Annotated in this window: 20 protein-coding genes; 7 read left to right on the forward strand and 13 right to left on the reverse strand. The window is 57.7% G+C overall.

Annotated features, from left to right (window positions below; translation table 11 throughout):
• Window positions 1-69: 69 nt before the first annotated feature.
• From B3041_RS12535 to argF, 7 genes are all read right to left on the reverse strand, one after another.
• Window positions 70-591 (reverse strand): type 1 glutamine amidotransferase domain-containing protein, encoded by a 522-nt coding sequence (locus tag B3041_RS12535; RefSeq protein WP_065650260.1) that lies wholly within the window; start codon window positions 589-591, stop codon window positions 70-72.
• Between the two features lie 66 nt (window positions 592-657).
• Window positions 658-1,185, reverse strand: coding sequence for an anaerobic ribonucleoside-triphosphate reductase-activating protein (gene nrdG / locus B3041_RS12540; RefSeq protein WP_292975248.1), 528 nt, complete (start codon window positions 1,183-1,185; stop codon window positions 658-660).
• A complete protein-coding gene (gene nrdD / locus B3041_RS12545; protein WP_292975252.1) occupies window positions 1,182-3,320 on the reverse strand; it encodes an anaerobic ribonucleoside-triphosphate reductase in 2,139 nt (712 codons plus the stop codon). Before nrdD ends, nrdG begins: the two co-directional genes overlap by 4 nt.
• 141 nt (window positions 3,321-3,461) lie before the next feature.
• A complete protein-coding gene (gene ridA, locus B3041_RS12550; RefSeq protein WP_065650258.1) occupies window positions 3,462-3,848 on the reverse strand; it encodes a 2-iminobutanoate/2-iminopropanoate deaminase in 387 nt (128 codons plus the stop codon).
• Window positions 3,849-3,928: 80 nt separating this feature from the next.
• Window positions 3,929-4,393: an aspartate carbamoyltransferase regulatory subunit gene (gene pyrI / locus B3041_RS12555; protein WP_065650257.1), complete on the reverse strand. Its 465-nt coding sequence runs from the start codon at window positions 4,391-4,393 to the stop codon at window positions 3,929-3,931.
• 13 nt (window positions 4,394-4,406) lie between these two features.
• On the reverse strand, window positions 4,407-5,342 hold the full coding sequence (gene pyrB, locus B3041_RS12560) for an aspartate carbamoyltransferase (RefSeq protein WP_292975256.1): 936 nt from the start codon (window positions 5,340-5,342) through the stop codon (window positions 4,407-4,409).
• Window positions 5,343-5,571: 229 nt separating this feature from the next.
• The gene (argF, locus tag B3041_RS12565) at window positions 5,572-6,579 is read right to left on the reverse strand and encodes an ornithine carbamoyltransferase (protein ID WP_065650255.1); all 1,008 of its coding nucleotides are present in this window, start codon (window positions 6,577-6,579) and stop codon (window positions 5,572-5,574) included.
• Between the two features lie 163 nt (window positions 6,580-6,742).
• Between argF and rraB the strand changes: the two genes are divergently transcribed.
• Window positions 6,743-7,168 carry a ribonuclease E inhibitor RraB gene (gene rraB, locus B3041_RS12570; RefSeq protein WP_039382316.1) on the forward strand — a complete coding sequence of 142 codons (426 nt, stop codon included), beginning with the start codon at window positions 6,743-6,745 and terminating at the stop codon, window positions 7,166-7,168.
• 55 nt (window positions 7,169-7,223) lie between these two features.
• Window positions 7,224-7,985, forward strand: coding sequence for a tRNA isopentenyl-2-thiomethyl-A-37 hydroxylase MiaE (gene miaE / locus B3041_RS12575; protein WP_065650254.1), 762 nt, complete (start codon window positions 7,224-7,226; stop codon window positions 7,983-7,985).
• A gap of 10 nt (window positions 7,986-7,995) precedes the next feature.
• Here miaE and B3041_RS12580 read toward each other — a convergent pair whose 3' ends face one another.
• From B3041_RS12580 to pepA, 4 genes are all read right to left on the reverse strand, one after another.
• Window positions 7,996-8,502, reverse strand: a complete 507-nt coding sequence (locus tag B3041_RS12580; RefSeq protein WP_292975267.1) for a GNAT family N-acetyltransferase — start codon at window positions 8,500-8,502, stop codon at window positions 7,996-7,998.
• Window positions 8,503-8,569: 67 nt separating this feature from the next.
• Window positions 8,570-11,425, reverse strand: coding sequence for a valine--tRNA ligase (locus B3041_RS12585; protein ID WP_292975270.1), 2,856 nt, complete (start codon window positions 11,423-11,425; stop codon window positions 8,570-8,572).
• Between the two features lie 5 nt (window positions 11,426-11,430).
• Window positions 11,431-11,889: a DNA polymerase III subunit chi gene (locus tag B3041_RS12590; protein ID WP_065650251.1), complete on the reverse strand. Its 459-nt coding sequence runs from the start codon at window positions 11,887-11,889 to the stop codon at window positions 11,431-11,433.
• Between the two features lie 555 nt (window positions 11,890-12,444).
• Window positions 12,445-13,956, reverse strand: coding sequence for a leucyl aminopeptidase (gene pepA / locus B3041_RS12595; protein ID WP_039382329.1), 1,512 nt, complete (start codon window positions 13,954-13,956; stop codon window positions 12,445-12,447).
• 265 nt (window positions 13,957-14,221) lie between these two features.
• Between pepA and lptF the strand changes: the two genes are divergently transcribed.
• Together lptF and lptG are read left to right on the forward strand one after the other, a co-directional pair.
• Window positions 14,222-15,322, forward strand: a complete 1,101-nt coding sequence (gene lptF, locus B3041_RS12600) for an LPS export ABC transporter permease LptF (RefSeq protein WP_065650250.1) — start codon at window positions 14,222-14,224, stop codon at window positions 15,320-15,322.
• Complete coding sequence (lptG, locus tag B3041_RS12605; RefSeq protein ID WP_039382335.1) at window positions 15,322-16,398, forward strand: LPS export ABC transporter permease LptG; 1,077 nt, start codon at window positions 15,322-15,324, stop codon at window positions 16,396-16,398. The genes lptF and lptG overlap by 1 nt, the downstream gene beginning before the upstream one ends.
• 173 nt (window positions 16,399-16,571) lie before the next feature.
• Here lptG and B3041_RS12610 read toward each other — a convergent pair whose 3' ends face one another.
• Together B3041_RS12610 and B3041_RS12615 are read right to left on the reverse strand one after the other, a co-directional pair.
• A complete protein-coding gene (locus B3041_RS12610) occupies window positions 16,572-17,849 on the reverse strand; it encodes a DUF445 domain-containing protein (RefSeq protein ID WP_292975279.1) in 1,278 nt (425 codons plus the stop codon).
• A gap of 23 nt (window positions 17,850-17,872) precedes the next feature.
• The gene (locus tag B3041_RS12615) at window positions 17,873-19,375 is read right to left on the reverse strand and encodes a helicase HerA-like C-terminal domain-containing protein (RefSeq protein ID WP_292975282.1); all 1,503 of its coding nucleotides are present in this window, start codon (window positions 19,373-19,375) and stop codon (window positions 17,873-17,875) included.
• 652 nt (window positions 19,376-20,027) lie between these two features.
• Here B3041_RS12615 and B3041_RS12620 point away from each other — a divergent pair.
• The 3 genes from B3041_RS12620 to B3041_RS12630 are packed head-to-tail and all read left to right on the forward strand — an operon-like array spanning window position 20,028 to window position 23,811.
• A complete protein-coding gene (locus B3041_RS12620) occupies window positions 20,028-20,759 on the forward strand; it encodes a gluconate 2-dehydrogenase subunit 3 family protein (protein WP_065650247.1) in 732 nt (243 codons plus the stop codon).
• A 33-nt stretch (window positions 20,760-20,792) separates the two neighbouring features.
• Window positions 20,793-22,562, forward strand: coding sequence for a GMC family oxidoreductase (locus tag B3041_RS12625; RefSeq protein WP_292975285.1), 1,770 nt, complete (start codon window positions 20,793-20,795; stop codon window positions 22,560-22,562).
• Between the two features lie 4 nt (window positions 22,563-22,566).
• On the forward strand, window positions 22,567-23,811 hold the full coding sequence (locus B3041_RS12630; protein WP_292975288.1) for a c-type cytochrome: 1,245 nt from the start codon (window positions 22,567-22,569) through the stop codon (window positions 23,809-23,811).
• The last annotated feature ends 166 nt before the right edge of the window (window positions 23,812-23,977 follow it).

Raw genomic sequence — 23,977 nt, forward strand, 5'->3', positions numbered from 1 at the left:
CCCCCTACAGATCGTGCAACCGCAGGGGCGGCATTCATGCCGCCCTGGCCACAACGATCGTCCGGGGTATTACGAGGCGTTCAGGATGCGCAGCGATTCACGGTTAAATGCCGGCAGATCTTCCGGGGTGCGGCTGGTGACCAGCTTGTCATCATCCACGACCACTTCTTTGTCGTAAAAATCGGCACCGGCGTTACGCAGATCGATCGCAATCGCTTTCACACAGGTCATCTTGCGGCCGCGCACGCCGTTGGCGCTGATCAGCAGCTGCGGCCCGTGGCAAATGGCGAAAATCGGTTTGCCGCTGGCAACAAACTCTTTGGTGAACTGCACAAAACGATCGTCACCGCGCAGTGCGTCAGGGGAGTGACCGCCCGGCAGCAGCAGTGCATCAAACTCCGCTGCACTGACGTGATCGATATCTTTATCGATCTTCACTTCCGCTTTGCCCTGTTTACCTTTAACCGTTTTTCCTGCCTGCATCTCAATGGTGACCACGTCATGGCCCGCCTGGGTGTAAGCATCCGCTGGTGAGGTAAATTCAGAATCCTCAAAATCATCGGTGATTAGAACCGCTATTTTCTTGCCCATCTTCTCTTCTCCATGTGGTTCGCGAACGCAGGGTTCGTTGCATGAGTGACCTGACAAGTCTGGACGCTAATGACTGAAACGCAAGCCGGACGGCGTAATGTCTTCTGCAGGCGGCGTCAGCGGCAGCAGACGCAACCACCAGATTGTCTGGTTCCGGCTGCCCCGCCACTGCAGCTTTGCATCCTTTTCAGCCTCAACAAACCGGCCATCAACCAGTACATCAATAGCGTCGAGTATTACCCGCTGGGCGGCAGAAAGTTCAGCCAGCTCATAGCCGGTCCAGAGCCAGATATCTTTACCGGGACAGTCGCGGCGTACGCGGCGCACCAGCCGGCGAATATGCGGCACATTGTGCGGATGCAGCGGATCGCCCCCGCTGAGCGACAGGCCCTGACGCGGCACGCGCGTATCGTTGAGATCGGCAATCAGCTGTTCTTCCATCTGCAGCGTAAACGGTGTGCCCGTGTCGGTACGCCAGGTGCGCGGGTTATAACAGCCCCGGCACTGATGCTCGCACCCCGCGACAAACAGCGTGCAGCGCGTACCCGGCCCGTTCACTACGTCGATGTCATAATAGCCATGAATACGCATCATTTTGGCAGCCCGCCGCTCATGTGCTTCACGCGTCGCTGCACCTCCTGCTGTTTACCGGCATTAAAGGGGCGGGCATCCGGGCTGCCAAGATAGCCGCAGACGCGGCGCGTGACGGAAACCCGGGCGGGATCGCGATTGCCGCAGGCGGGACAGGTAAAGCCTTTGCTGGTGCAGCTGAACTCACCGCTGAAGCCGCAGGCGTAGCATTCATCAATCGGCGTATTGGTGCCGTAGTAGGGCACCCGGTGGTAGCTGTAATCCCAGACATCTTCCAGCGCTTTCAGGTTATGCTGCAGGCTGGGATATTCGCCGTAACAGATAAAGCCGCCGCTGCTGATCGCCGGATAGGGCGCTTCAAAATCGATTTTGTCGTACGGATTCACCTTCTTCTCTACATCAAGGTGGAAACTGTTGGTGTAGTAGCCTTTATCGGTCACGCCCGGAACCACACCAAATTCCGCTGCATCGAGGCGACAGAAGCGATCGCACAGGTTCTCACTCGGCGTACTGTAGAGGCTAAAGCCGTACCCGCTCTCCGCTTTCCACGCGCTGGCCGCCGCGTGCAGGCGGGAAACAATGGCCAGCCCTTTTGCCCGCAGTTCGGGTGAATCGTAAGGGTGTTGCCTGTTCCCGCTCAGCGCATTCAGCGTCTCATGCAGGCCAATAAAGCCAAGCGAAACCGACGCCCGCCCGTTGCGGAACAGGGCACCAATCTCTTCATCCGCCTGCAGCCGTATGCCGCAGGCACCTTCCATATAGAGAATGGGCGCTACGCGCGCTTTGGTCCGTTCAAGACGCGCGATACGCGTCATCAGCGCCTGCTTCGTCAGCGCCAGCCGCTGGTCAAGCAGCTGCCAGAAGCGATCGTCATCTCCCTGTGCCTCCAGCGCAATGCGTGGCAGGTTGATCGTCACCACGCCAAGGTTGCAGCGCCCGTCATGTACCGGCTCTCCCTGCTCCTCGTAGCAGTCAAGGAAGCTGCGGCAGCCCATTGGCGTTTTAAATGAGCCGGTCACCGCCACAACCTGGTCATAATTGAGGATGTCGGGGTACATACGTTTAGCAGCGCAGCGCAGCGCCAGCTGTTTGATATCGTAATTCATGTCGCCTGGTTGCCGGTTTATCCCGTCGCGGATGGCAAATACCAGCTTGGGAAATACCGCCGTTTTATGATTTTTACCCAGTCCGGCGATCCGGTTATGCAGAATCGCCCGCTGGATCATGCGCGCGGCTTCACAGGTGCCAAGCCCGAAGCCAAACGTCACAAAGGGGGTCTGGCCATTGGCGGTGTGCAGCGTATTGACTTCATATTCCAGCGACTGAAACGCGTCAAAGCACTCTTTTTCAGTGCGTTCGCGGGCATACGCTTCAGCGCTTTCGATCTGCCACGCCGCGGCAATCCGGCGATGCTTCGCCATGCTTAATTCCACAAACGGCGCCAGCACTTCATCAATACGGTTTAGGGTTGTGCCGCCATAAATATGACTGGCGACCTGCGCGATGATCTGCGCGGTGACAGCGGTCGCGGTGGCAATCGATTTGGGCGGCTCAATCTCCGCATTGCCCATTTTAAAGCCCTGCGTCAGCATGCCGCGCAGGTCGACCAGCATACAATTGAACATCGGAAAGAAAGGGGCGTAATCGAGATCGTGATAGTGGATCTCGCCACGCTCATGCGCCTCTGTGACCGCACGCGGCAGCAGATGCTGCTGCGCATAATGTTTTGCCACGATGCCCGCCAGCAGGTCGCGCTGTGTCGGGATCACATTACTGTCTTTATTGGCGTTCTCATGCAGCAGCGCCGTGTCGGTCTGCTCCACTAACCCCCTGATCGCATGATGCAGCCTGCTGCGCTGCTCGCGCGCCCGATCGCGGTCGTGACGATACTCAATCCACGCGCGCGCCACCGCCGGCTTGCCGGCATGCAGCAGCGCGTCTTCCGCCGCCTGCTGGATCTCATGAATATCGACTTCTGCCTGGGTGGCCAGCCGCTGACCGATCTCTTCAGCCAGTGCCCGGCACCAGGCGGGATCGTACTGCGCCACGGCCTCTGCCGCCGCCGCGATGGCCTGTTCAATCCGCTGTGTGTCAAACGCTACTTTGCAGCCGTCGCGCTTTATTACTGTTACCGGCATACACGCTCCCTGGACTATATATAGATATTCCAGGTAGTGTAATGGCTATATGTTGTGGCTGAGCGGGGATTAATCGCGTATGGCTTGATATGCCGCAAGGAAGTGGCGAGTCCCTCTCCCGACAGGCAGAGGGACAGGGGATCAGCGACGTACGGCGATCGCTTCAATCTCAATTTTGACATCTTTAGGCAGGCGGGCGACCTCCACGCAGGAGCGCGCCGGGAAGCTGGCCTGATGTTCAGTAAAGAACGCCTCGTAAGTGGCGTTAACCGTGGCAAAATCGTTGAGATCTTTGACAAAGACCGTGGTTTTGACAATGTCGCCGACCTGCAGGCCTGCGGCTTCAACAATCGCTTTTACGTTCTCCAGCGACTGGCGCGCCTGTGCCGCCACGTCCTCCGCGACCGCACCGGTTGCCGGATCAACCGGGATCTGTCCGGAGGTGATAATCATGCTGCCGAGATCCACGCCCTGCACATAGGGACCGATAGCGGCGGGTGCCTGTTCCGTACTGATTTCGCGAGACATCGTTTCTCCTCAGAAGTGCGCGACCGGCGGGACGCCTGCCGCGTAAGCCAGGATTCCCATTATAGGGAGCGGTCAGATGATTACCAGTGACCCAGTACCACATGGCGGGCAAACGACTTCTCGCAATATTTGCACTGCAGGTGGATATCGTCATCACGCTGTTTTACGGCAAAGCTGGAGAAAACCGGCTCGCTGCGGCTGATACAGTTGCTGTTCGGGCAGGTCAGCACCTGCTCAATGCGCGCCGGGAGCGCTGGCGTAATCTTGGCGACCACTTCATATTCATCGATGCGGTTCACCGTGGCGTGCGGCGCATAGAACGCCAGCTGGTTGATCTGATCTTCTGTGAGAAAAGTGTTCTCAATTTTGATCAGATCCTTACGTCCCATCTCGCCGGAAGGCAGGTTAAGGCCGATGGTAATGCGCTGATCGGTTTCTGTCAGGCGGAACAGCGACAGCAGCGTAAACCCCGTCTGTGCCGGAATATGGTCGATGACCGTGCCGCGTTTAATGGCCTCTACCTGCAGTTTATTATCCTGAGTCATGATCGATTGCTCCTTATTCTGCCAGTTCGCTATTCAGTACCAGCGCCAGAAGGGCCTGGCGGGCAAAAATGCCGTTACCCGCCTGCTGGAAATACCAGGCGTGGGGCGTGCTGTCGACATCGGTGGCGATCTCATCCACACGCGGCAGCGGGTGCAGCACTTTCAAATTGGCGCGCGCGCCATGCAGATCGGCGGCGCGCAGAATGAACTGCGCCTTTACGTTGGCATACTCTGACGGATCGAGACGCTCTTTCTGAACCCGCGTCATATAAAGAATATCCAGCTCAGGCAGCACCTCTTCAATGCTGTCGTGCCGCGTCCAGACAATGTTCTGTTCATCCAGCATATCGGTGATATAAGCGGGCATGGCGAGCGCAGACGGGGCGATGAAATAGAAACGGTTGCCGGTGAACTTCGCCAGTGCCTGCGTGAGCGAGTGCACGGTGCGGCCATATTTCAGATCGCCGACCATCGCGACACTGAGGTTATCAAGCCGTCCCTGCGTTTCACGGAGAGTAAAGAGATCGAGCAGGGTTTGCGTCGGATGCTGATTCGCGCCATCACCGGCATTGAGGATCGGTACGCCGCCTGAAAATTCCGTAGCCAGACGCGCCGCACCCTCCTGCGGATGGCGCATCACGATAGCGTCAACGTAGGTGCCGATCACGGAGATGGTGTCGGCCAGCGTTTCGCCTTTTTTGCCCAGCGAGGTGTTACCGCCGTCGGCGAACCCGACCACCGATGCCCCCAGGCGATGCATCGCCGTCTCAAATGAGAGGCGGGTCCGGGTAGAGGCTTCGAAAAAACAGCTGGCAATCACATTATGCTTCAGCAGCTCAGGCTGCGGCTGCGCCTTAAGCCGGGCAGCGGTGTGCAGCACCAGCTCCAGTTCATCGCGATTGAGGTCGTTGATGGAAATGATGTGTTTGCGATATAGCGGGTTAGCCATAGCTTTCTCCTCAGTGCTGCCGGATAGCGGACAAAAAAAAGCCCCTTTACAGGGGCTTTATAACGATCGGTGAATAGCGGAAAGAAATAGCGGTGCCGCCTGCGTTCAGGCGGACGGGAGCAGCAAAATGTGGCTGGCGCTGTGGCATGTTTCCTCCGGCAAATTGTGGCGCATTATACGCATTCACAGGCGGGCAGCAAGCGCTAAGTAAACGTTTGCCTGGCGTTAATCAGCGCTGGGTCAGCGTGGCCACCATCACCGCTTTAATGGTATGCATGCGGTTTTCCGCCTGGTCGAACACGACGCTGTGCGCCGACTCAAATACTTCGTCGCTGACTTCCATTCCTTCTTCCAGCCCGTACTGTGCGGCCAGCTGCTGGCCCAGGGTGGTTTTATCATCATGAAAAGCGGGCAGACAGTGCAGAAACTTCACCTGCGGATTACCGGTCAGCGCCAGCATCGCGCGGTTAACCTGATAGGGGCGCAGCAGAGCAATACGCTCTTCCCATACCGATTTCGCCTCGCCCATTGAGACCCAGACGTCAGTATAGATAAAGTCTGCACCCTGTACGCCTTCGGCAATATTCTCCGTCAGCGTAATTTTTCCGCCGGTCTGCGCCGCCGCTGCCCGGCAGGTCTCTACCAGCTCCGTCTCCGGCCAGCATGCTTCAGGGGCGACCAGACGCAAATCCAGCCCCGTCAGCGCGGCGGCCTCCAGCATGCTGTTGCCCATGTTGTTGCGTGCGTCGCCCACATACACCAGCGTCATGTCGCTCAGCGCTTTACCCGGCAGCTGCTCCTGCATCGTGAGCAGATCGGCCAGCAGCTGCGTAGGGTGAAACTCATCGGTCAGGCCGTTCCACACCGGCACGCCGGCATGTTCAGCCAGTGTTTCCACCAGGGTCTGACCATAGCCGCGATACTGAATGCCATCGTAGAAGCGTCCCAGCACCCGGGCGGTATCTTTCATGGACTCTTTATGACCAATCTGACTGCCGCCTGGCCCGAGGTATGTCACATTCGCACCCTGATCGTAAGCGGCAACTTCGAAAGAGCATCGGGTACGGGTCGAGTCTTTTTCGAAGATGAGCGCGATATTTTTGCCGGTAAGGTAGCGGGGTTCACTGCCGCTTTTTTTAGCCTGTTTCAATTCAGCGGCCAGCGACAGCAGGCTGGCGATCTCTGCCGGGGTAAAATCCAGTAACCGCAAGAAATGTTTCAAATATAACTGGCTCATGCTTTGCTCCGTAAGCCGTTTGATAATGAATTAAAATTCAATCTAACCGTATGAATATTCATTTTCAACCCCGGCGCAAATAAACTTTCTGTTTTGTGTAGTGGCGCGCGAGGCAGTATGGGAAAATAATTGCATTCACTGCCACCATTTTGAGGACTTACCCATGGCATACGAAGCATTGCTGGAAGAACAGCGCGAAGAGACGCGTCTGATCATCGAAGAGTTGCTGGATGACGGAAGCGATCCGGATGCGCTCTACACCATTGAACACCATCTTTCCTGCAACAACTTCGACTCGCTGGAAAAAGCCGCCGTTGATGCGTTTAAGCTGGGCTATGAAGTCACCGAGCCGGAAGAGCTGGAGCTGGAAGATGGCACCACGGTGATGTGTGTGGATATCCTCAGCGAATCTGCGCTGAAACCTGAACTGATCGATGCACAGGTTGAGCAGCTGGTGAATCTGGTGGGCAAATACAACGTTGATTATGACGGCTGGGGCACCTACTTCGAAGATCCCAACGCGGAAGATGACGAAGACGAAGATGAAGAGATGGACGATGACGGCGAGGATAACGGCGTCCGTCACTGATCGTACCGGGCGGCGTCTGTCGCCCGTTTCACTTACCTGCCTGTAAAGACCACCAATGAATTACGCTCCGCTATTAGCCCCTATTCACCAGTTCCTGCACTGCCGCACGCCTGAGGCGTGGATCCTGGAGGCACGCAAGCCGGAAAATCTTACGCTGCTGCTGACCGATCACATGGTGTGCGAGCTGAAAGCTGCGCAGACCGCCGTGTGGCTGATCCGGAAATATGTGGCGGATAAACCGAGCGGCGAGGCCATTCTGGCGTGGCTTGAACCCTATGAGGCGTTTGTTTTTGGCGAAGCGCACAGCAGCGACTTCATTAATGCGCATAAAAATCTGACCAAAAGCGTTATCGTGCGCAACGAGCTGCCGTGGGCAGATGAGATGGTAGAGAAGATGGTGCTGCTGATCAAAGAGGAGCTGCACCACTTTTACCAGGTATGGGAGATCATGCAGGCGCGCGGCCTGATTTACCGCAAAATCACCGCCAGCCGCTACGCCAAAGGATTGCTGCGTGAAGTCACCACCCATGAGCCCGATACGCTGGTGGATAAGCTGATTTGCGGCGCCTATATTGAAGCGCGCTCCTGCGAACGGTTTGCCAGTCTGGCACCGCATCTGGATGCGCAGCTGGAGAAGTTTTATATCTCGCTGCTGCGTTCAGAAGCGCGTCACTATCAGGATTATCTTGCGCTGGCGGCGCAGATCTCGCCGCGCGATATTACACCGCGCGTACAGGCGATCGGCGCGGCGGAAGCGCGCCTGATCGGCGAGCCGGATGCGGAACTGCGTTTTCACAGCGGCGTGCCTGCGTTCTGAATAGGGCTCTCTACGCCAGCGTTTTAAGCATCCGCACTTCGCAATCGACGTGACCGGTACAGCCCATGGCGCGGTCAATATGCGTAAATCCCAGCGCTTCATAAAGCGCAATCGCCCGCGTCAGGCTGGCGGTGGTTTCCAGATAGCAGCGGCGGAATCCCTGTGCCTGAGCAAACGCCAGCGCGCGCAGCGCCAGCTCACGTGCCAGACCGCGCCCGCGCACCTGCGGCAGAAAATACATTTTCTGAAGCTCGCAGATATCGGGTGCGCTGCACGCCAGCGGCGCAATGCCGCCGCCGCCCACAACCTTGCCCTCCAGCTCCACAACCCAGTAGGCGCTTGCAGGCGTGCTGTAGAGTTCAAACAGGCGATCAAGCTGAGGATCGGCGACGGTATAGCCTTTATCCGCGGTCAGGCCAAACTCGGCTGACACCGTGCGGATCACCTGTGCAATCGGCAGGTTGTCCGCGGCGCAGATCGGGCGGACCTGCAGATTCAGTGAGGTGAGGGTGCTCATGGCAGAATTCCGGTAATAAAAAAGCCGGGCAGAGCCCGGCTTCGGTTAGCGAACAGGTCTTAAGCGCTTACAATGCCGCAATCACGCCCTGCTGTTCAATCAGTTTTGCTTTTGACTGCTCCATCTCCGCCACGCGCTCGCGCTCTTTCGCGACCACCGCTTCCGGTGCACGCGACACAAAGCCTTCGTTCGCCAGCTTGGTCTGGATCTTCTCAATCTCAACATCCAGCTTCAGCAGCTCTTTCGCCAGACGCTCCAGCTCCGCCTCTTTGTTGACCAGATCGGCCATCGGGATCAGCAGTTCTGCTCCCTCAACGATTTTGGTCACAGAGACCGGGCCTTTCTCGCCCGCTGGCAGGATCGTCAGGCTCGCAAGACGCGCCAGACGGGAGAGGAAGTTACGGTTCTCTTCCACGCGACGCTGTGCGTCAGCGTAGCAGTCGCGCAGCAGGACATCCAGCGGCTTGCTCGGCGCGATGTTCATCTCAGCACGGATATTACGTACCGCGACAATCGCCTGTTTCATCCACTCAATGTCTGCCTGCGCTGCGGCATCCTCATTCGCCGCGTCATACTGCGGGAACGGCTGCAGCATAATGGTGTCATGATCGATGTTTTTCAGCACTTTTACGCGCTGCCAGATAGTTTCCGTAATAAACGGAATAATCGGGTGTGCCAGACGCAGCAGGGCTTCCAGCACCGTTACCAGCGTGTTACGCGTGCCGCGCAGCTCCGCTTCGCTGCCGCTGTTCATTACCGGCTTGGTCAGCTCCAGATACCAGTCGCAGAACTGGTTCCAGGTGAAGTCATAGAGAATATTGGCCGCGATATCGAAGCGATAGCTGTCCAGCGCCTCACGGTACGCTTTCACCGTGCGGTTGAACTCGCTCAGGATCCAGCGGTCCGCCAGCGACAGCTTCAGCTCGCCGCCCTGCTGCCCGCAGTCCTGATCTTCGGTATTCATCAGCACAAAGCGGCTGGCGTTCCACAGCTTATTACAGAAGTTGCGGTAGCCTTCAAGACGCTTCATATCCCAGTTGATATCGCGTCCGGTTGAGGCCAGCGCGGCCAGCGTAAAGCGCAGGGCGTCCGTGCCTGATGGCACGATGCCGTCCGGGAACTGCTTCTCGGTACGCTTGCGGATTTTTTCCGCCAGCTGCGGCTGCATCATGTTGCCGGTACGTTTCTCCAGCAGCGCTTCCAGCGAAATCCCATCAACCATATCGAGCGGATCGATGACGTTGCCTTTCGACTTCGACATCTTCTGTCCCTCTTCATCGCGGATCAGACCGGTCATATAGACGGTCTTAAACGGCACCTGCGGCTTGCCGTTCTCATCTTTGATGAAGTGCATGGTCAGCATGATCATGCGCGCGATCCAGAAGAAGATAATGTCGAAGCCGCTCACCAGCACGCTGGTCGGGTGGAAGGTACGCAGCGCTTCGGTGTTCTCCGGCCAGCCAAGGGTAGAGAAGGTCCACAGGCCGGAGGAGAACCAGGTATCCAGCACGTCATCATCCTGACGCAGCGCCACGTCTGCGGCCAGGTTGTTCTCCTGACGCACCTCTTCTTCGGTGCGGCCGACATAGACGTTGCCGTCATTGTCATACCACGCCGGAATGCGGTGACCCCACCAGAGCTGGCGTGAAATGCACCAGTCCTGAATATCGCGCATCCAGGAGAAGTACATATTTTCATACTGCTTCGGCACAAACTGGATATCGCCGTTTTCAACCGCTTCCACCGCGACTTTCGCCAGCGGCGCGGTACGCACGTACCACTGATCGGTCAGCATCGGTTCAATCACCACGCCGCCGCGATCGCCGTACGGCACCGTGAGGTCGTGTGGCTTGATCTCATCCAGCAGGCCCGCCTCATCCACGGCAGCGACAATCGCTTTACGCGCGGCAAAGCGCTCCATGCCCTGGAACGCAGCCGGGATCTCATCGGAGCAGGCGGTGCTTGCTTCACCGTTGGTGTCGAACACTTCTGCCCGGGCGCGAATATCGCCGTCAAAGGTCAGAATGTTGATCATCGGCAGCTTGTGACGACGACCCACTTCATAGTCGTTGAAATCGTGCGCCGGGGTGATCTTCACGCAGCCGGTGCCTTTTTCCATATCGGCGTGCTCATCACCGACGATCGGAATGCGGCGATCTACCAGCGGCAGGATCAGCTCTTTACCGATCAGATCTTTATAGCGGGGATCTTCCGGGTTAACCGCAACGCCGGTATCGCCCAGCAGGGTTTCCGGACGGGTGGTGGCGACAACCAGATAATCTTTGCCGTCTGCGGTGGTCGCGCCATCCGCCAGCGGATAGCGGATATGCCACATCGAGCCTTTGCTTTCGCGGTTTTCTACTTCCAGATCGGAGATAGCGGTGCGCAGTTTAGGGTCCCAGTTTACCAGGCGTTTGCCGCGGTAGATCAGGTTCTCTTTGTAGAGGCGCACAAACACTTCTTTCACCGCATTGGAGAGGCCGTCATCCATGGTAAAGCGCTCGCGCTCCCAGTCCACGGAGTTGCCGAGGCGGCGCATCTGGCGGGTGATGGTGCCGCCGGACTCCGCTTTCCACTGCCAGATTTTATCGATAAAGGCGTCACGGCCATAATCCTGACGCGTTTTTCCCTCTTCAGCGGCGATTTTACGCTCCACAACCATCTGCGTCGCAATACCGGCATGGTCAGTGCCCGCCTGCCACAGGGTATTTTTACCCTGCATGCGCTGATAGCGGATCATGGTATCCATGATGGTCTGCTGGAAGGCGTGACCCATATGCAAGCTGCCGGTGACGTTCGGCGGCGGGATCATGATGCAAAAGCTTTCCTGGCTGGTATCGCCATTTGGTTTAAAGTAGCCCTGCTGTTCCCAGTGCTCGTAGAGCGGCTGCTCGATATCTTGCGGGTTATATGTCTTGTCCATTTCTGCTATGTCGTTTGCGGCGGGGGTGGTGGCGCCGTTTTCAGTTGGAAACCAACGCTGCGATAGGCTTTATAGCGATCGCGCGCCGGTTGTTTCAGGGATTCTTCATACGGTACGAAGTCTATCACTTCATGGAAAGCGGTGGCAAAATCTGCGAACGCCGGCAGCAGGCTGATCAGCAGATCGCGCGGCGCGCTGCTACGCCGCTGTGGCCAGGCAAGTTCTACCGGCGCACCATAACGCGGACCTTCACCGGCCAGATTATGCGGCACAAAGGCGTTTGCCGGACGCTGCCACAGCGCCTCATCAAGCCGGTTCGCCTGCGCCTCGCTTTCACAGGCGATCAGAATGCGTTTACCTTCACGCCAGCGGGCAGCAGCCAGATCGCACACCAGCGCTTCAATCGCGCTAAGGCCATCACTGGCGCTTTCTGACTCTAAAACATAGAAGGTGGCGTTTTTCATGGCGGGCTAAATTCCATCAGTAACAACAGAGAGCATTGTGCGTCAGCGCGCGGCGTGCGTCCAATATTAAGGCCGGTATCAATCGCAGAGGGGCCATTAATGACGTCATCACGTCCCGTGCGCGTATCAACCCCGGGCGCCATGAATGGCGCCCCTACGGGAATGCCGCCACAGGGGGCGCATTAATGCGCCCCTGGTCAAACACCGCACCGTTTGGACGTCATCGCGTCCCGTATGCGTATCAACCCCGGGCGCCATGAATGGCGTCATCACGTTCCGCGCGCGCATCAATCCGGGCGCCATGAATGGCGCCCCTACGGGGAAAAATGCCGCCGTAGGGGACGCATTAATGCGCCCCTGGTCAAACACCGCACCGTTTGGACGTCATCGCGTCCCGTACGCGTATCAACCCCGGGCGCCATGAATGGCGTCATCACGTTCCGCGCGCGCATCAATCCGGGCGCCATGAATGGCGCCCCTACGGGAATGCCGCCGTAGGGGGCGCATTAATGCGCCCCTGGTCAAACACCGCACCGTTTGGACGCGCGATACCGGTTAATCGTCGCCGTTCAGGCCTGCACGGTTCAGCAGAAACTGCGACAGCATCGGCACCGGACGCCCGGTAGCGCCTTTGGCTTTACCGGAGCGCCATGCGGTACCGGCGATATCAAGGTGCGCCCAGTTATATTTGCGTGCAAAGCGGGCCAGGAAACAGGCCGCAGTGATTGCACCGCCCGGACGTCCGCCGATATTCGCCATATCGGCAAAGTTCGACTCCAGCTGCTCCTGATACTCATCGGCCATCGGCAGCCGCCACGCGCGGTCGCCTGACTGCTCAGAAGCACTGATCAGCTCATGCGCCAGCGGGTTGTGATTCGAAAGCAGGCCGCTGACGTGGTGACCCAGCGCAATCACGCAGGCACCGGTCAGGGTCGCCACGTCAATCACCACTTCAGGCTCAAAACGCTCAACGTAGGTGAGGGCGTCGCACAGTACCAGACGGCCTTCAGCGTCAGTGTTCAGCACTTCAACGGTCTGGCCTGACATCGTGGTCAGGACATCGCCCGGGCGCATCGCACGGCCATCCGGCATGTTTTCACAGCCCACCAGCACGCCTACCACGTTCAGCGGCAGATTGAGTTCTGCCACCATGCGCATTACGCCATAAACCGAGGCCGCGCCGCACATATCATATTTCATCTCATCCATGCCTTCAGCAGGCTTGATAGAGATACCGCCGGCGTCAAAGGTCAGCCCTTTGCCCACCAGCACAATCGGACGCGCGTCAGGATCGCTGTTGCCTTTGTACTCAATGACCGACATCAGCGACTCATTGTGCGAACCGGCGCCGACCGCAAGATAGGCATTCATGCCCAGCTCTTTCATCTGCTGTTCGCCGATAACGCGGGTGGTGACGTTTTTGCTGTAAGCATCCGCCAGCTGGCGAGCCTGCGAGGCGAGATAGGCCGCATTACAGATATTTGGCGGCATATTGCTGAGATCTTTTGCTGCTTTCACACCGGCTGCTACGGCGAGGCCATGCTGGATGGCGCGCTCACCGCTGGTGAGTTCGCGACGCGTTGGCACGTTGAACACCAGCTTGCGCAGCGGGCGACGCGGCTCAACTTTATTGCTTTTCAGCTGATCAAAGTTGTAGAGCGCCTCTTTCGAGGTCTCAATCGCCTGGCGCACTTTCCAGTAGGTATTACGGCCTTTAACATGCAGCTCGGTCAGAAAGCAGACTGCTTCCATGGAGCCGGTGTCATTCAGCGTATTAATGGTCTTCTGGATCACCTGCTTATACTGACGCTCGTCCAGCTCGCGCTCTTTGCCGCAGCCAATCAGCAGAATACGTTCAGAGAGAATATTCGGCACATGGTGCAGCAGCAGCGTCTGACCGACTTTGCCCTCCAGTTCGCCACGGCGCAGCAGCGCACTGATATAGCCGTCGCTGATTTTATCCAGCTGTTCGGCAATGGGCGATAAACGGCGCGGCTCAAAAACGCCTACAACAATGCAGGCGCTCCGCTGTTTTTCCGGGCTGCCGCTTTTTACACTGAACTCCATGCACTCTCCTGAATCTTAAAGACAACGGCCGTAGCTGTCGTTAGAATGTAGCGCGTTCGTCACCCATTATTTGGCGCGACGCCATGACAATTTAACGCCGCTGGTCATAATGAGTGGGGTGACAATGTGATGTTTTTTCACCACCCTGACGCATTAACAGACCATTTTAGCGACCAATACGGCCATTGATGAAGAAAAATGGCTGATAAGCGTTGAAACTAGCGATTTTCCTGCAAAAAGACAAGTTTTCACAGGCGTACTAAGCGTGATCATTATTAGATATCTGGTTCGGGAAACGCTCAAAAGCCAGCTGGCTATCCTGTTTATCCTGCTGCTGATCTTCTTTTGTCAGAAGTTAGTCAGGATTTTAGGGGCAGCGGTGGATGGCGAAATCCCCACAAATCTGGTTCTGACCTTGTTAGGACTCGGTGTGCCTGAAATGGCGCAACTTATTTTACCCTTAAGCCTGTTTCTGGCGATTTTAATGACGCTGGGCCGGCTATACACCGAAAGTGAAATTACGGTGATGCACGCCTGCGGTCTGGGTAAAGGGTTACTGGTTAAGGCGGCGATGATCCTGATGCTGATGACCTCGCTGGTGGCGGCGGTCAACGTTATCTGGCTCGGCCCCTGGTCATCGCGTTATCAGGATGAGGTTACGCAGAACGCCAAGGCTAATCCGGGCGCTGCTGCGCTGGCTGCGGGACAGTTCCAGACCTCAAGCGACGGTAATACCGTGCTGTTTGTCGAGAATGTGAAAGGCAACACCTTCGGCAACGTTTTCCTGGCGCAGCTGCGGCCCAAAGGCAACGCGCGTCCGTCGGTGGTGCTGGCAGACAGCGGCCATATGGAGCAGCGTAAAGATGGCTCACAGGTGGTGACGCTGGATAAAGGTACCCGCTTTGAGGGCACCGCGCTGCTGCGTGATTTCCGCATCACTGACTTTGTGAACTATCAGGCGGTAGTGGGCTACAAAGAAGCGACGCTCGATCCTAACGACGCCGATCAGGCCGATCTGCTTACGCTGATCAACACCAAAACGCCGCAGTTCCAGGCCGAGCTGCACTGGCGTCTGACGCTGGTCTTCTCGGTGCTGATTATGGCGCTGATGGTGGTGCCGCTTAGCGTGGTCAATCCACGTCAGGGCCGCGTATTGTCGATGCTGCCTGCGATGCTGCTCTATCTGATCTTCTTCCTGCTACAGAGTTCGCTGCGCTCCAATGCGGCCAAAGGGCGCTTCGATCCGGCGATCTGGATGTGGACCGTCAACATCGCGTATCTGGCACTGGCAGTCGCGCTTAACGCCTGGGATACCGTGCCGATGCGTCGTCTGCGGGCGCGTTTCAGCCGCGGAGGGTCGGTGTGATGTTTAAGGTTCTTGACCGCTATATCGGTAAAACCATCTTCAACACCATCATGATGACGCTGTTCATGCTGGTGTCGCTGTCGGGCATTATCAAGTTTGTCGATCAGCTGCGCAAAACCGGGCAGGGCGCGTATTCCGCGCTGGACGCGGGCTACTACACCCTGCTGAGCGTGCCAAAAGATATCGAGATCTTCTTCCCGATGGCGGCGCTGCTTGGCGCGCTGCTGGGCCTGGGTACGCTGGCGCAGCGCAGCGAGCTGGTGGTGATGCAGGCGTCCGGCTTTACCCGCCTGCAGGTGGCGCTTTCCGTCATGAAAACCGCGATCCCGCTGGTGTTGCTGACCATGGCCGTCGGTGAGTTTGTGGCGCCGCAGGGCGAGCAGATGGCACGTAATTTCCGTGCGCAGCAGCTTTACGGCGGATCGCTGGTCTCCACGCAGAACGGCCTCTGGGCGAAGGATGGCAACGACTTCATCTATATTGAACGCATTAAAGGCGACAATGAGATTGATGGTGTCAGCATCTACCGCTTTAACGACGCCCGCCGTCTGCAGAGCGTGCGCTATGCGGCCACCGCGACCTGGGATCAGGCGCGTAAACGGTGGGAGCTGGCACAGGTCGATGAGTCAGACCTTACCGATCCAAAGCAGATCACCGGTTCGCAGAGCCTGAACGGCGAGTGGAAAACCAACCTGACGCCGGACAAGCTGGGCGTGGTGGCGCTGGACCCGGATGCGCTCTCAATCAGCGGGCTGTATAACTACAGCAAATATCTGAAGCAGAGCGGGCAGGAGTCGGGCCGTTATCAGCTCAATATGTGGGGTAAAATCTTCCAGCCGCTCTCCGTGGCGGTCATGATGCTGATGGCGCTCTCCTTTATCTTCGGCCCGCTGCGCAGCGTATCGATGGGCGTGCGCGTGGTGACCGGGATCAGCTTCGGCTTCCTGTTCTACGTGCTGGATCAGATTTTTGGTCCGCTGAGCCTGGTCTACGGCCTGCCGCCAATATTGGGGGCAATCCTGCCCAGCGGCGCTTTCTTCGCTATCAGCCTCTATCTGCTGCTGAAACGACGCTAAGCGGGACAGATCCAGGGCGCCATTTATGGCGCCCTTATTTTTTGGTATTCGGCCTGAACCAGGGCCTCATTAATGAGGCCCCTACAGATAAACGCAGGGGCGCCATTAATGGCGCCCTGGGTTAATCATGGCACCCTGGGTTAATCATGGCGCCCTGGCTCAGCCTCTGCCGGTCAGCGCAGCGTCTGCAGAAGCGCGGGCAACTGCGACAGCAGATAAAGCAGCAGGCCAATGGTGCCGCCGACCAGCGTGCCGTTGATGCGGATAAACTGCAGATCGCGCCCGATGTTCAGCTCAATCTGTTGCGACATATCACGTGCATCCCAGCTTTTCACCGTATCGCTGATGTGACGCGTCAGAAAAGCAGCAAACTCCGGTGCCACGCTGCGCGCCGCATCCTCCAGATGCTGATTCATCGAACTGCGTAACGCCTCATCGGCCAGCAGGGTCTCTCCCAGCCACAGCGCCGCCAGCCGTACCCGCTCCTGTACGCGGGAATCATCGCTGCTGAGATCGCGCTTCAGCCAGGCGCGCAGATCCTGCCACAGCTCACCGATATAGCGATTCAGCGACTCATCCTCTTTCAGCCACTGCTTAACTGACTCTGCGCGCGCCGCCATCTCCGGATCGTTTTTCAGCTGGTCAATCAGCCGCTGCACCGCACGGTTAAAGCCGAGACGCAGCTCGTGCCCCTGATCGCGTGCCACTTCATCGAGAATCGAATCCACCGCGTTAGCCACCAGCGTGGCGCTGTGCTCGCCCAGCCACTCGGTCGGCAATACTTTGGCTTTAACCGGATGTTCACGCTGCAGCCAGCGCACAATCTGCAGGGCGATAAACTCACGCGTGCCGGGTTTGTGCAGCAGCTGCAGCAGCTGTTCAATCGCCGCATCCAGCAGCGCCTGATGACGGTTATTTTTGGTCAGGCTGTCGAGGATCATCGCACTGGACTGCGTCAGATCGACCTTATCCAGCGCGCGATGCACGGCACGGCGCATAAACTGCTGAATGCGTGCATCGTCAGTGAGATCGAGAAAGCCGCGCATGACCTGCAGCAGATGACGCCCTACACGATCGGCGTTGCCCGGCGCGTTCAGCCACTGCGCCAGCAGCTGTGCCGGATTATTGCGGCGGATCAGCGCCAGCAGCGAATCGGTATCGAGAAACTTCTCCTGTACAAAGCGACCAAGGTTCTCGCCGATGCGATCTTTGTTACGCGGAATAATGGCCGTATGGCGCGCAATCAGCGGCAGCGGCACGCGGCGAAACAGCGCCACCACCGCAAACCAGTCGGCCAGTGCGCCGACCATGGCCGCTTCCGCGATCGCTTTAACGCCCAGTACCCAGAAATTGGGTGGCAGAAACAGCGTAACGATAAAGGTTGCCGCTGCCGCCAGCAGCAGCGCCAGCGCCAGCTGTTTGCTGCGCTTCAGTTGTTGATATTTATCCATAACCCGATCTTAGCAGAGAGTCCTTAACGGCGGCGACCGCCGAGCAGGCTGCCCAGCACGCCACGCACGATCTGGCTGGTCACCTGGCGCGCTGCGCTGCGGGCCACGCTCTGCACCACGCCGTCGCGTTTACCGCCGCGCGGTCCGGTGGTACCAAACAGAATCTCTTTCAGGCCGCCGAGAATACCGCTCTCAACCTTCACGTCAGCGCCTTTAACGTCCGGTGCCGCCGACTGCTGCGGTGCAGTGGCGACGCCCTGCTGCAGCCGCTCAAAGGCTGACTCGCGATCGACTTCCTCATCATATTTGCCATAAAGCGGCGAGTGGTTGATCAGGGCGTTGCGCTCATCCTGCGTCAGCGGCCCCATGCGTGAGCCGGGAGCAATCACCATAGCGCGTTCCACGATGGATGGGCTGCCTTTCTCATCGAGGAAAGAGATCAGCGCCTCACCGGTACCGAGCGCCTGAAGCGCCGTTACGGCATCGAACGCCGGATTAGCGCGCAGGGTTTCAGCGGCACTTTTTACCGCTTTCTGGTCGCGCGGCGTAAAGGCGCGCAGGGCGTGCTGCACGCGATTACCGAGCTGGCCCAGTACTTTATCCGGAATATCTGACGGGTTCTGCGTCACGAACCAGACGCCAACGCCTTTGGAGCGGATCAGGCGGATCACCTGCTCAATCTTTTCCAGCAGCACCGGCGGCGCATCACTGAACAGCAGATGCGCCTCATCGAAGAAGAACACCATTTTCGGTTTATCCAGGTCGCCCGCTTCCGGCAGCTGCTCATACAGCTCCGCCAGCAGCCACAGCAGGCTGGTGGCGTAGAGTTTGGGCAGCTGATAGAGTTTTTCGGCTGCGAGAATATTGATATAGCCGCGTCCCTGCTCGTCGCAGCGCATCCAGTCGCGGATATCGAGCATCGGCTCACCGAAGAAATGCTCTGCTCCCTGCTGCTCCAGCGCCAGCAGGCCGCGCTGGATCGCACCCACGGATGCGCTGCTGATGTTGCCGTACTGCGTCTGAAAGGCTTTGGCGTTATCGCCGATATACTGCGTCATGGCGCGCAAATCTTTGAAATCGAGCAGCAGCAGTCCCTGATCGTCCGCAATGCGGAAAATAATCTGCAGCACGCCCGACTGCACCTCATTCAGCCCCAGCAGACGGGCGAGCAGCAGGGGACCCAGATCGGTAACGGTGGCACGTACCGGATGGCCCTGCTGGCCGAAGATATCCCATAGCATCACCGGGTTGCCTTGCGGCTGCCAGTCGCTGACGCCAATCTGCGCCAGCCGCGCCTGCAGTTTCTCAGAGGCGCTGCCGGGGGTGGCAATGCCGCTTAAATCACCTTTAACATCAGCCATAAACACCGGCACGCCGGCCTGTGAAAAGGATTCTGCCAGTTTCTGCAGCGTAACGGTCTTACCGGTGCCGGTGGCGCCGGCGATCAGCCCGTGACGGTTTGCCATCGCCGGGAGCAGCGACAGCCGGATATCGGGGGTTTGAGCAATCAGCAGGGGAGTGGTCATAATCTCTCGCTCTTCAGCAATGCGTTATGACACCAAGGATAGCAAGCGCAGCCTGCGGTAGCGCAACTGATCGCCTGAAAAAGCAGAGGCCACCGGAAGGTTACAGGCAAAGATGCGGGCGCTGGGAGCGACGTCATCCTCCCGGCAAATAAAGACAGGCGGTACCACATCAATAAGCCGGTTTATGCTGAGCATTGCCAGAATATAAAATTAATACCCGAAATTAATTATTGTGCCTGATTTTTATACGCCAGCTGGATAAATAAAACGCAGATAGAGAGAAATCTGGCTCAAAGTTAACAAAGCTGAATATTTACGCTCACAATAACTGCATGTTAAGTGTGATTTATTTTCAACAGTTGCGCCGGGCGATTATTTCTTCAATGCAGCGATTTCAGCGTTATATCAAGATAAAGCGCCAAAAACCCCTGCTTTTAGCGGGTTTAAACCACAATTTCAGTTAATAAGTGGCACTGCTACGTACCGTATACACCGTAAAAAAATAACCATTCTTCACTTAAAAAACATTTTTAATTTAATTTTTACATCCTGAAATATTTGTATCCATAAGATTGCCCGCTTGTTTGCCGATTTATAACGTCATTAACAAAAATATAAATTATCTTTCTTAGCTAGTGAGAATTGTCGCGCCATGCTGTTAGAAAAACCCACCACCAGACGTAAATTTTTACTCGGGGCGCTGCTGGCTTTGCCGGTCAGCGACCTGCTATTAAAAGGCGTTACCGCCGCGCAGGCGGCAGAAATGGCCGCGCCGGAACTCGCCGATTATAAACCGATCTTTTTCAGCGCCAGTGAATGGCAGTTTATCCTGGCAGCAACCGACCGTCTGATCCCGGCTGGCGGCAGCGGCAAGGCGCCCGGCGCGCTGGAAACCAACGTGCCGATTTTTATCGACCAGCAGCTGCACACGCCGGAGTTCGGTGCAGAAATCTACCTGCAGGGACCGTTTGATGTGCACGCCCCGGCGACCATGGGTTATCAGATCCCGTTTACGCCGCAGCAGATGTACCGCACCGCCATCAAGCTGGTGGATCAGTGGACGCAGACGACCTATCAGAAAGCCTTCCACGAGCTGAGCACGGAAGAGAAAGATGCCGTGCTGACCCGTATCAACAAGAATGATGGTCTCGATTTTGCGGCGCTGGGCGAGCCGGCGCTGAAAGCCTCACAGTTCTTCAGCCAGCTGCTGGCTGATACCAAACATGGTTATCTTGCCGACCCGATGTATGGCGGCAATAAAGGCATGAAAGCGTGGATCGCTATCGGCTTCCCGGGCGCCCGCGCCAGCTTTACCGAATGGGTGAAGCAGCACAACGTGCCGTATCCGCTCGGGCCGGTCAGCCTGCTGGGCCAGCGCGCCTGAATTTCCCTATTTGGTATGTGAGACAGAATTAACATGGCACAGATTACAAAAAAAGAAGTCGATGTCGTTGTATGCGGCCTCGGCTGGGCCGGCTCGCTGATGAGTATCGAGCTGGCGCTGGCCGGACTCGAGGTGCGCGCGCTGGAGCGCGGCGGCGAGCGCGACTATCCGGACTTCGCCTACCCGAAGCCGGCCGATGAATACGCCTATAACGTACGTAACAAAGTCTTCGCCACGCCGAAAGAGGTGGCGGTGACGGTGCGTTACAATATGGATCAGACTGCACTGCCTACCCGCAAATGGGGCGCCTTTGCGCCCGGCACCGGCGTGGGCGGCGCAGGTATGCACTGGACGGCAGTACTGATCCGTCCGACCCCGACCGATATCAAACTGAAAACCTATGTTGATCAGGCGTATAAACCGGGCATTCTGCAGGATGATATGCGCGTTATGGACTTCCCGTTCAGCTGGGAAGAGATTGAGCCTTACTTCTATAAGTTTGAGCTGATCTGCGGGCAGTCCGGCACTACCGGTAACCTGCGTGGTCAGATCCTCGAAGGCGGCGATCCGTTTGAAGGGCCGCGCTCAGAGCCTTACCCGCTGCCGGCGCTGGACGACACGCTCAACAACGTCATGTTTAAAGAGGCGGCGAAGAAGCTCGGCTATCACCCGTTCCCGAACCCTTCAGCCTGCGTATCGCGCGCGTGGAAAAACCCTTACGGCAACCAGATTGCACCGTGCAACTACTGCGGCTACTGCTCAAAATATCCGTGCCTGAACTACTCCAAAGCATCACCGCAGACGGCGGTGATGGATGCGCTGAAGCGTCTGCCGAACTTCTCCTACGAAGTGAACGCTGAAGTGGTTAAAGTCGTGCTGCACGAGGATGGCAAAACCGCAAAAGGCGTGATCTACTACGACGTGGATGGCAACGAAGTATTCCAGCCAGCCAAAATTGTGGTGCTCTCCAGCTTCCAGCTCTACAACGTGCGTCTGATGCTGCTATCCGGTATCGGCAAGCCGTATAACCCGATCACCGAAGAGGGTGTGGTAGGGCGCAACTATGCGTTTCTCTCCAACGGCGGCGCCACGCTGTTCTTTAAAGACAAGAACTTCAACTCTTACGCCACCGCCGGCGCGACCGGCCAGATGTTCAATGACATCTCGCCAGGCAACTTCGACGGCCCGGGCCTCGGCTTCCTCGGCGGCGCCAAGATCCACAGCTCGCAGGCGACCGGTACGCCGATGGCCGCTGCGCTGCCGAAAGGCACGCCTGCCTGGGGCATGGGATACAAAGAGGGGCTGGAGCAGTGGTACAACCATTCGATGAAGATCAGCATCACCACCACCTGCCAGTCTTATCGCGATATCTATCTCGATCTCGATCCGCACTACACCGATCATCGCGGCAACCCGCTGCTGCGTATGACCTTTAACTGGAAAGAGAACGAGCTGAAGCTGCAGCAGCATCTGAAAGGCATCGTGGGCGACATTGCCAAAGAGCTGAACCCGGACAGCATGAGCATGAGCTTCCTGCCGATGGGCGCTGATTTTGACATCACTAAATATGTCTCGACCCACAACGTGGGCGGCGCGGTGATGGGCGATAACCCGAAAACCTCGGCGCTGAACAAATACCTGCAGAGCTGGGACGTGCATAACGTCTTTGTGCCGGGCGGCAACGCCTTCCCGCAAAACTTCCAGGCGAACCCGACCGATACCATCGGTGCGATCACCCTGATGGCGGCGCAGGCGATCAAAGAGCAGTATCTGAAGAACCCCGGCCCACTGGTACAGGCATAAGCAGATGAAAAAATTAGCATTACTGGCAGCGCTGGCGCTGAGCGGCGTGGCGCTGCAGGCGCAGGCAGAAGATGAAGCGGCCCTGATTAAGCAGGGCGAGTATCTGTCGCGGCTGGGTGACTGCATGGCGTGCCACAGCGTGGCAGGTAAAGCGGCGTACGCGGGCGGGCTGGCGATTGAGTCGAACCTGGGCACGATCTACTCCACCAACATCACGCCGGACAAAGCGCACGGCATCGGCAACTACAGCGAACAGCAGTTCTCTGACGCGGTACGTAAAGGCGTGTTGCCGGATGGCTCACGCCTCTATCCGGCCATGCCGTACCCGGACTATGCGAAGATCAGCGATGCCGATATGCACGCGCTCTGGGTCTACTTTATGAAGGGCGTAAAGCCGAGCAGCGAGCAGCCGCAGGAGACGAAGCTGAGCTTTCCGTTCAGCCAGCGCTGGGGTATGCGCTTCTGGAACTGGGCGTTTACCTCCGACAAGCCGTTTCAGCCGATTGGCGGCGCCTCTGCTGAAGTGAATCGCGGTGCCTATATCGTCGAGAGTCTTGGCCACTGCGGCAGCTGCCACACGCCGCGCGGTCTCGGCATGAATGAGAAATCGCTCGACAGCAGCGACAAAATTTTCCTCGCCGGCGGCAGCCTGAATAACTGGGATGTGCCGTCGCTGCGCGGCATGCCGCACTGGAGCGAGCAGGAGGTGATCGATTACCTGCAGACCGGGCGGAACGATAAAGCTGCCGTAGGCGGTGAGATGAAGTCGGTGATTGAGCACTCCAGCTCTCATATGACCGACGCCGATCTGAAAGCGATTGCCGCATACCTGAAGTTCCTCGGCGGTAATCCGCCGCTGCAGGCCTACAACGTGCAGGCGCAGCAGCAGACCGAAGCGAAACTGACGGCCGCGAAGAACCTGAGCGAAGGCGAGCGTCTCTATCTCGACAACTGCGGCGCCTGCCACTTCGTGACCGGCAAGGGTGCGCCGGGGATCTTTCCCGAGCTGGATCAGGCAACGATCGTGAACGCAGGCGATCCGACGGGGCTGATCCACACGATCCTCGTCGGCGCGCAGCAGCCTTCAACGGCTAAAGCGCCGTCAACGCTGGCGATGCCGGGCTTCGGCCAGCGCCTGAGCGACGAAGAGGTCGCACAGCTCGCCACCTTCGTTCGCCAGGGCTGGAGCAACCGCGCCGCGGCCGTGACCAAAGAGCAGGTCGCCGACGTCCGCAAAACCCTGCATTAACCGCTATACGGGAACGCCCGGATAATATCCTCAGCCAGGGGGCGCATAAATGCGCCCCCTGCGGGGTTCGTACGACATTCAATAATATCCATCCCCCCGTAGGGGCGCCATTAATGGCGCCCTGGCCGATACCAGCACGACATTTAACGACGCCTGAATTCAGCCA

It is taken from the genome of Pantoea sp. UBA4549, assembly GCF_002387285.1.
Classification (GTDB): domain Bacteria; phylum Pseudomonadota; class Gammaproteobacteria; order Enterobacterales; family Enterobacteriaceae; genus Pantoea; species Pantoea borealis.

Excerpts from the sequence above, each read along its gene's own strand:
- B3041_RS12620 (WP_065650247.1), top strand. The coding sequence starts at position 20,028 with ATGCTGTTAGAAAAACCCACCACCAGACGTAAATTTTTACTCGGGGCG.
- pepA (WP_039382329.1), bottom strand. The coding sequence starts at position 13,956 with ATGGAGTTCAGTGTAAAAAGCGGCAGCCCGGAAAAACAGCGGAGCGCC.
- pyrB (WP_292975256.1), bottom strand. The coding sequence starts at position 5,342 with ATGGCTAACCCGCTATATCGCAAACACATCATTTCCATCAACGACCTC.
- B3041_RS12625 (WP_292975285.1), top strand. The coding sequence starts at position 20,793 with ATGGCACAGATTACAAAAAAAGAAGTCGATGTCGTTGTATGCGGCCTC.
- nrdG (WP_292975248.1), bottom strand. The coding sequence starts at position 1,185 with ATGATGCGTATTCATGGCTATTATGACATCGACGTAGTGAACGGGCCG.
- nrdD (WP_292975252.1), bottom strand. The coding sequence starts at position 3,320 with ATGCCGGTAACAGTAATAAAGCGCGACGGCTGCAAAGTAGCGTTTGAC.
- rraB (WP_039382316.1), top strand. The coding sequence starts at position 6,743 with ATGGCATACGAAGCATTGCTGGAAGAACAGCGCGAAGAGACGCGTCTG.
- B3041_RS12590 (WP_065650251.1), bottom strand. The coding sequence starts at position 11,889 with ATGAAAAACGCCACCTTCTATGTTTTAGAGTCAGAAAGCGCCAGTGAT.
- B3041_RS12585 (WP_292975270.1), bottom strand. The coding sequence starts at position 11,425 with ATGGACAAGACATATAACCCGCAAGATATCGAGCAGCCGCTCTACGAG.
- lptG (WP_039382335.1), top strand. The coding sequence starts at position 15,322 with ATGTTTAAGGTTCTTGACCGCTATATCGGTAAAACCATCTTCAACACC.
- B3041_RS12535 (WP_065650260.1), bottom strand. The coding sequence starts at position 591 with ATGGGCAAGAAAATAGCGGTTCTAATCACCGATGATTTTGAGGATTCT.
- B3041_RS12610 (WP_292975279.1), bottom strand. The coding sequence starts at position 17,849 with ATGGATAAATATCAACAACTGAAGCGCAGCAAACAGCTGGCGCTGGCG.
- pyrI (WP_065650257.1), bottom strand. The coding sequence starts at position 4,393 with ATGACTCAGGATAATAAACTGCAGGTAGAGGCCATTAAACGCGGCACG.
- miaE (WP_065650254.1), top strand. The coding sequence starts at position 7,224 with ATGAATTACGCTCCGCTATTAGCCCCTATTCACCAGTTCCTGCACTGC.
- argF (WP_065650255.1), bottom strand. The coding sequence starts at position 6,579 with ATGAGCCAGTTATATTTGAAACATTTCTTGCGGTTACTGGATTTTACC.
- ridA (WP_065650258.1), bottom strand. The coding sequence starts at position 3,848 with ATGTCTCGCGAAATCAGTACGGAACAGGCACCCGCCGCTATCGGTCCC.
- B3041_RS12615 (WP_292975282.1), bottom strand. The coding sequence starts at position 19,375 with ATGACCACTCCCCTGCTGATTGCTCAAACCCCCGATATCCGGCTGTCG.
- B3041_RS12630 (WP_292975288.1), top strand. The coding sequence starts at position 22,567 with ATGAAAAAATTAGCATTACTGGCAGCGCTGGCGCTGAGCGGCGTGGCG.
- B3041_RS12580 (WP_292975267.1), bottom strand. The coding sequence starts at position 8,502 with ATGAGCACCCTCACCTCACTGAATCTGCAGGTCCGCCCGATCTGCGCC.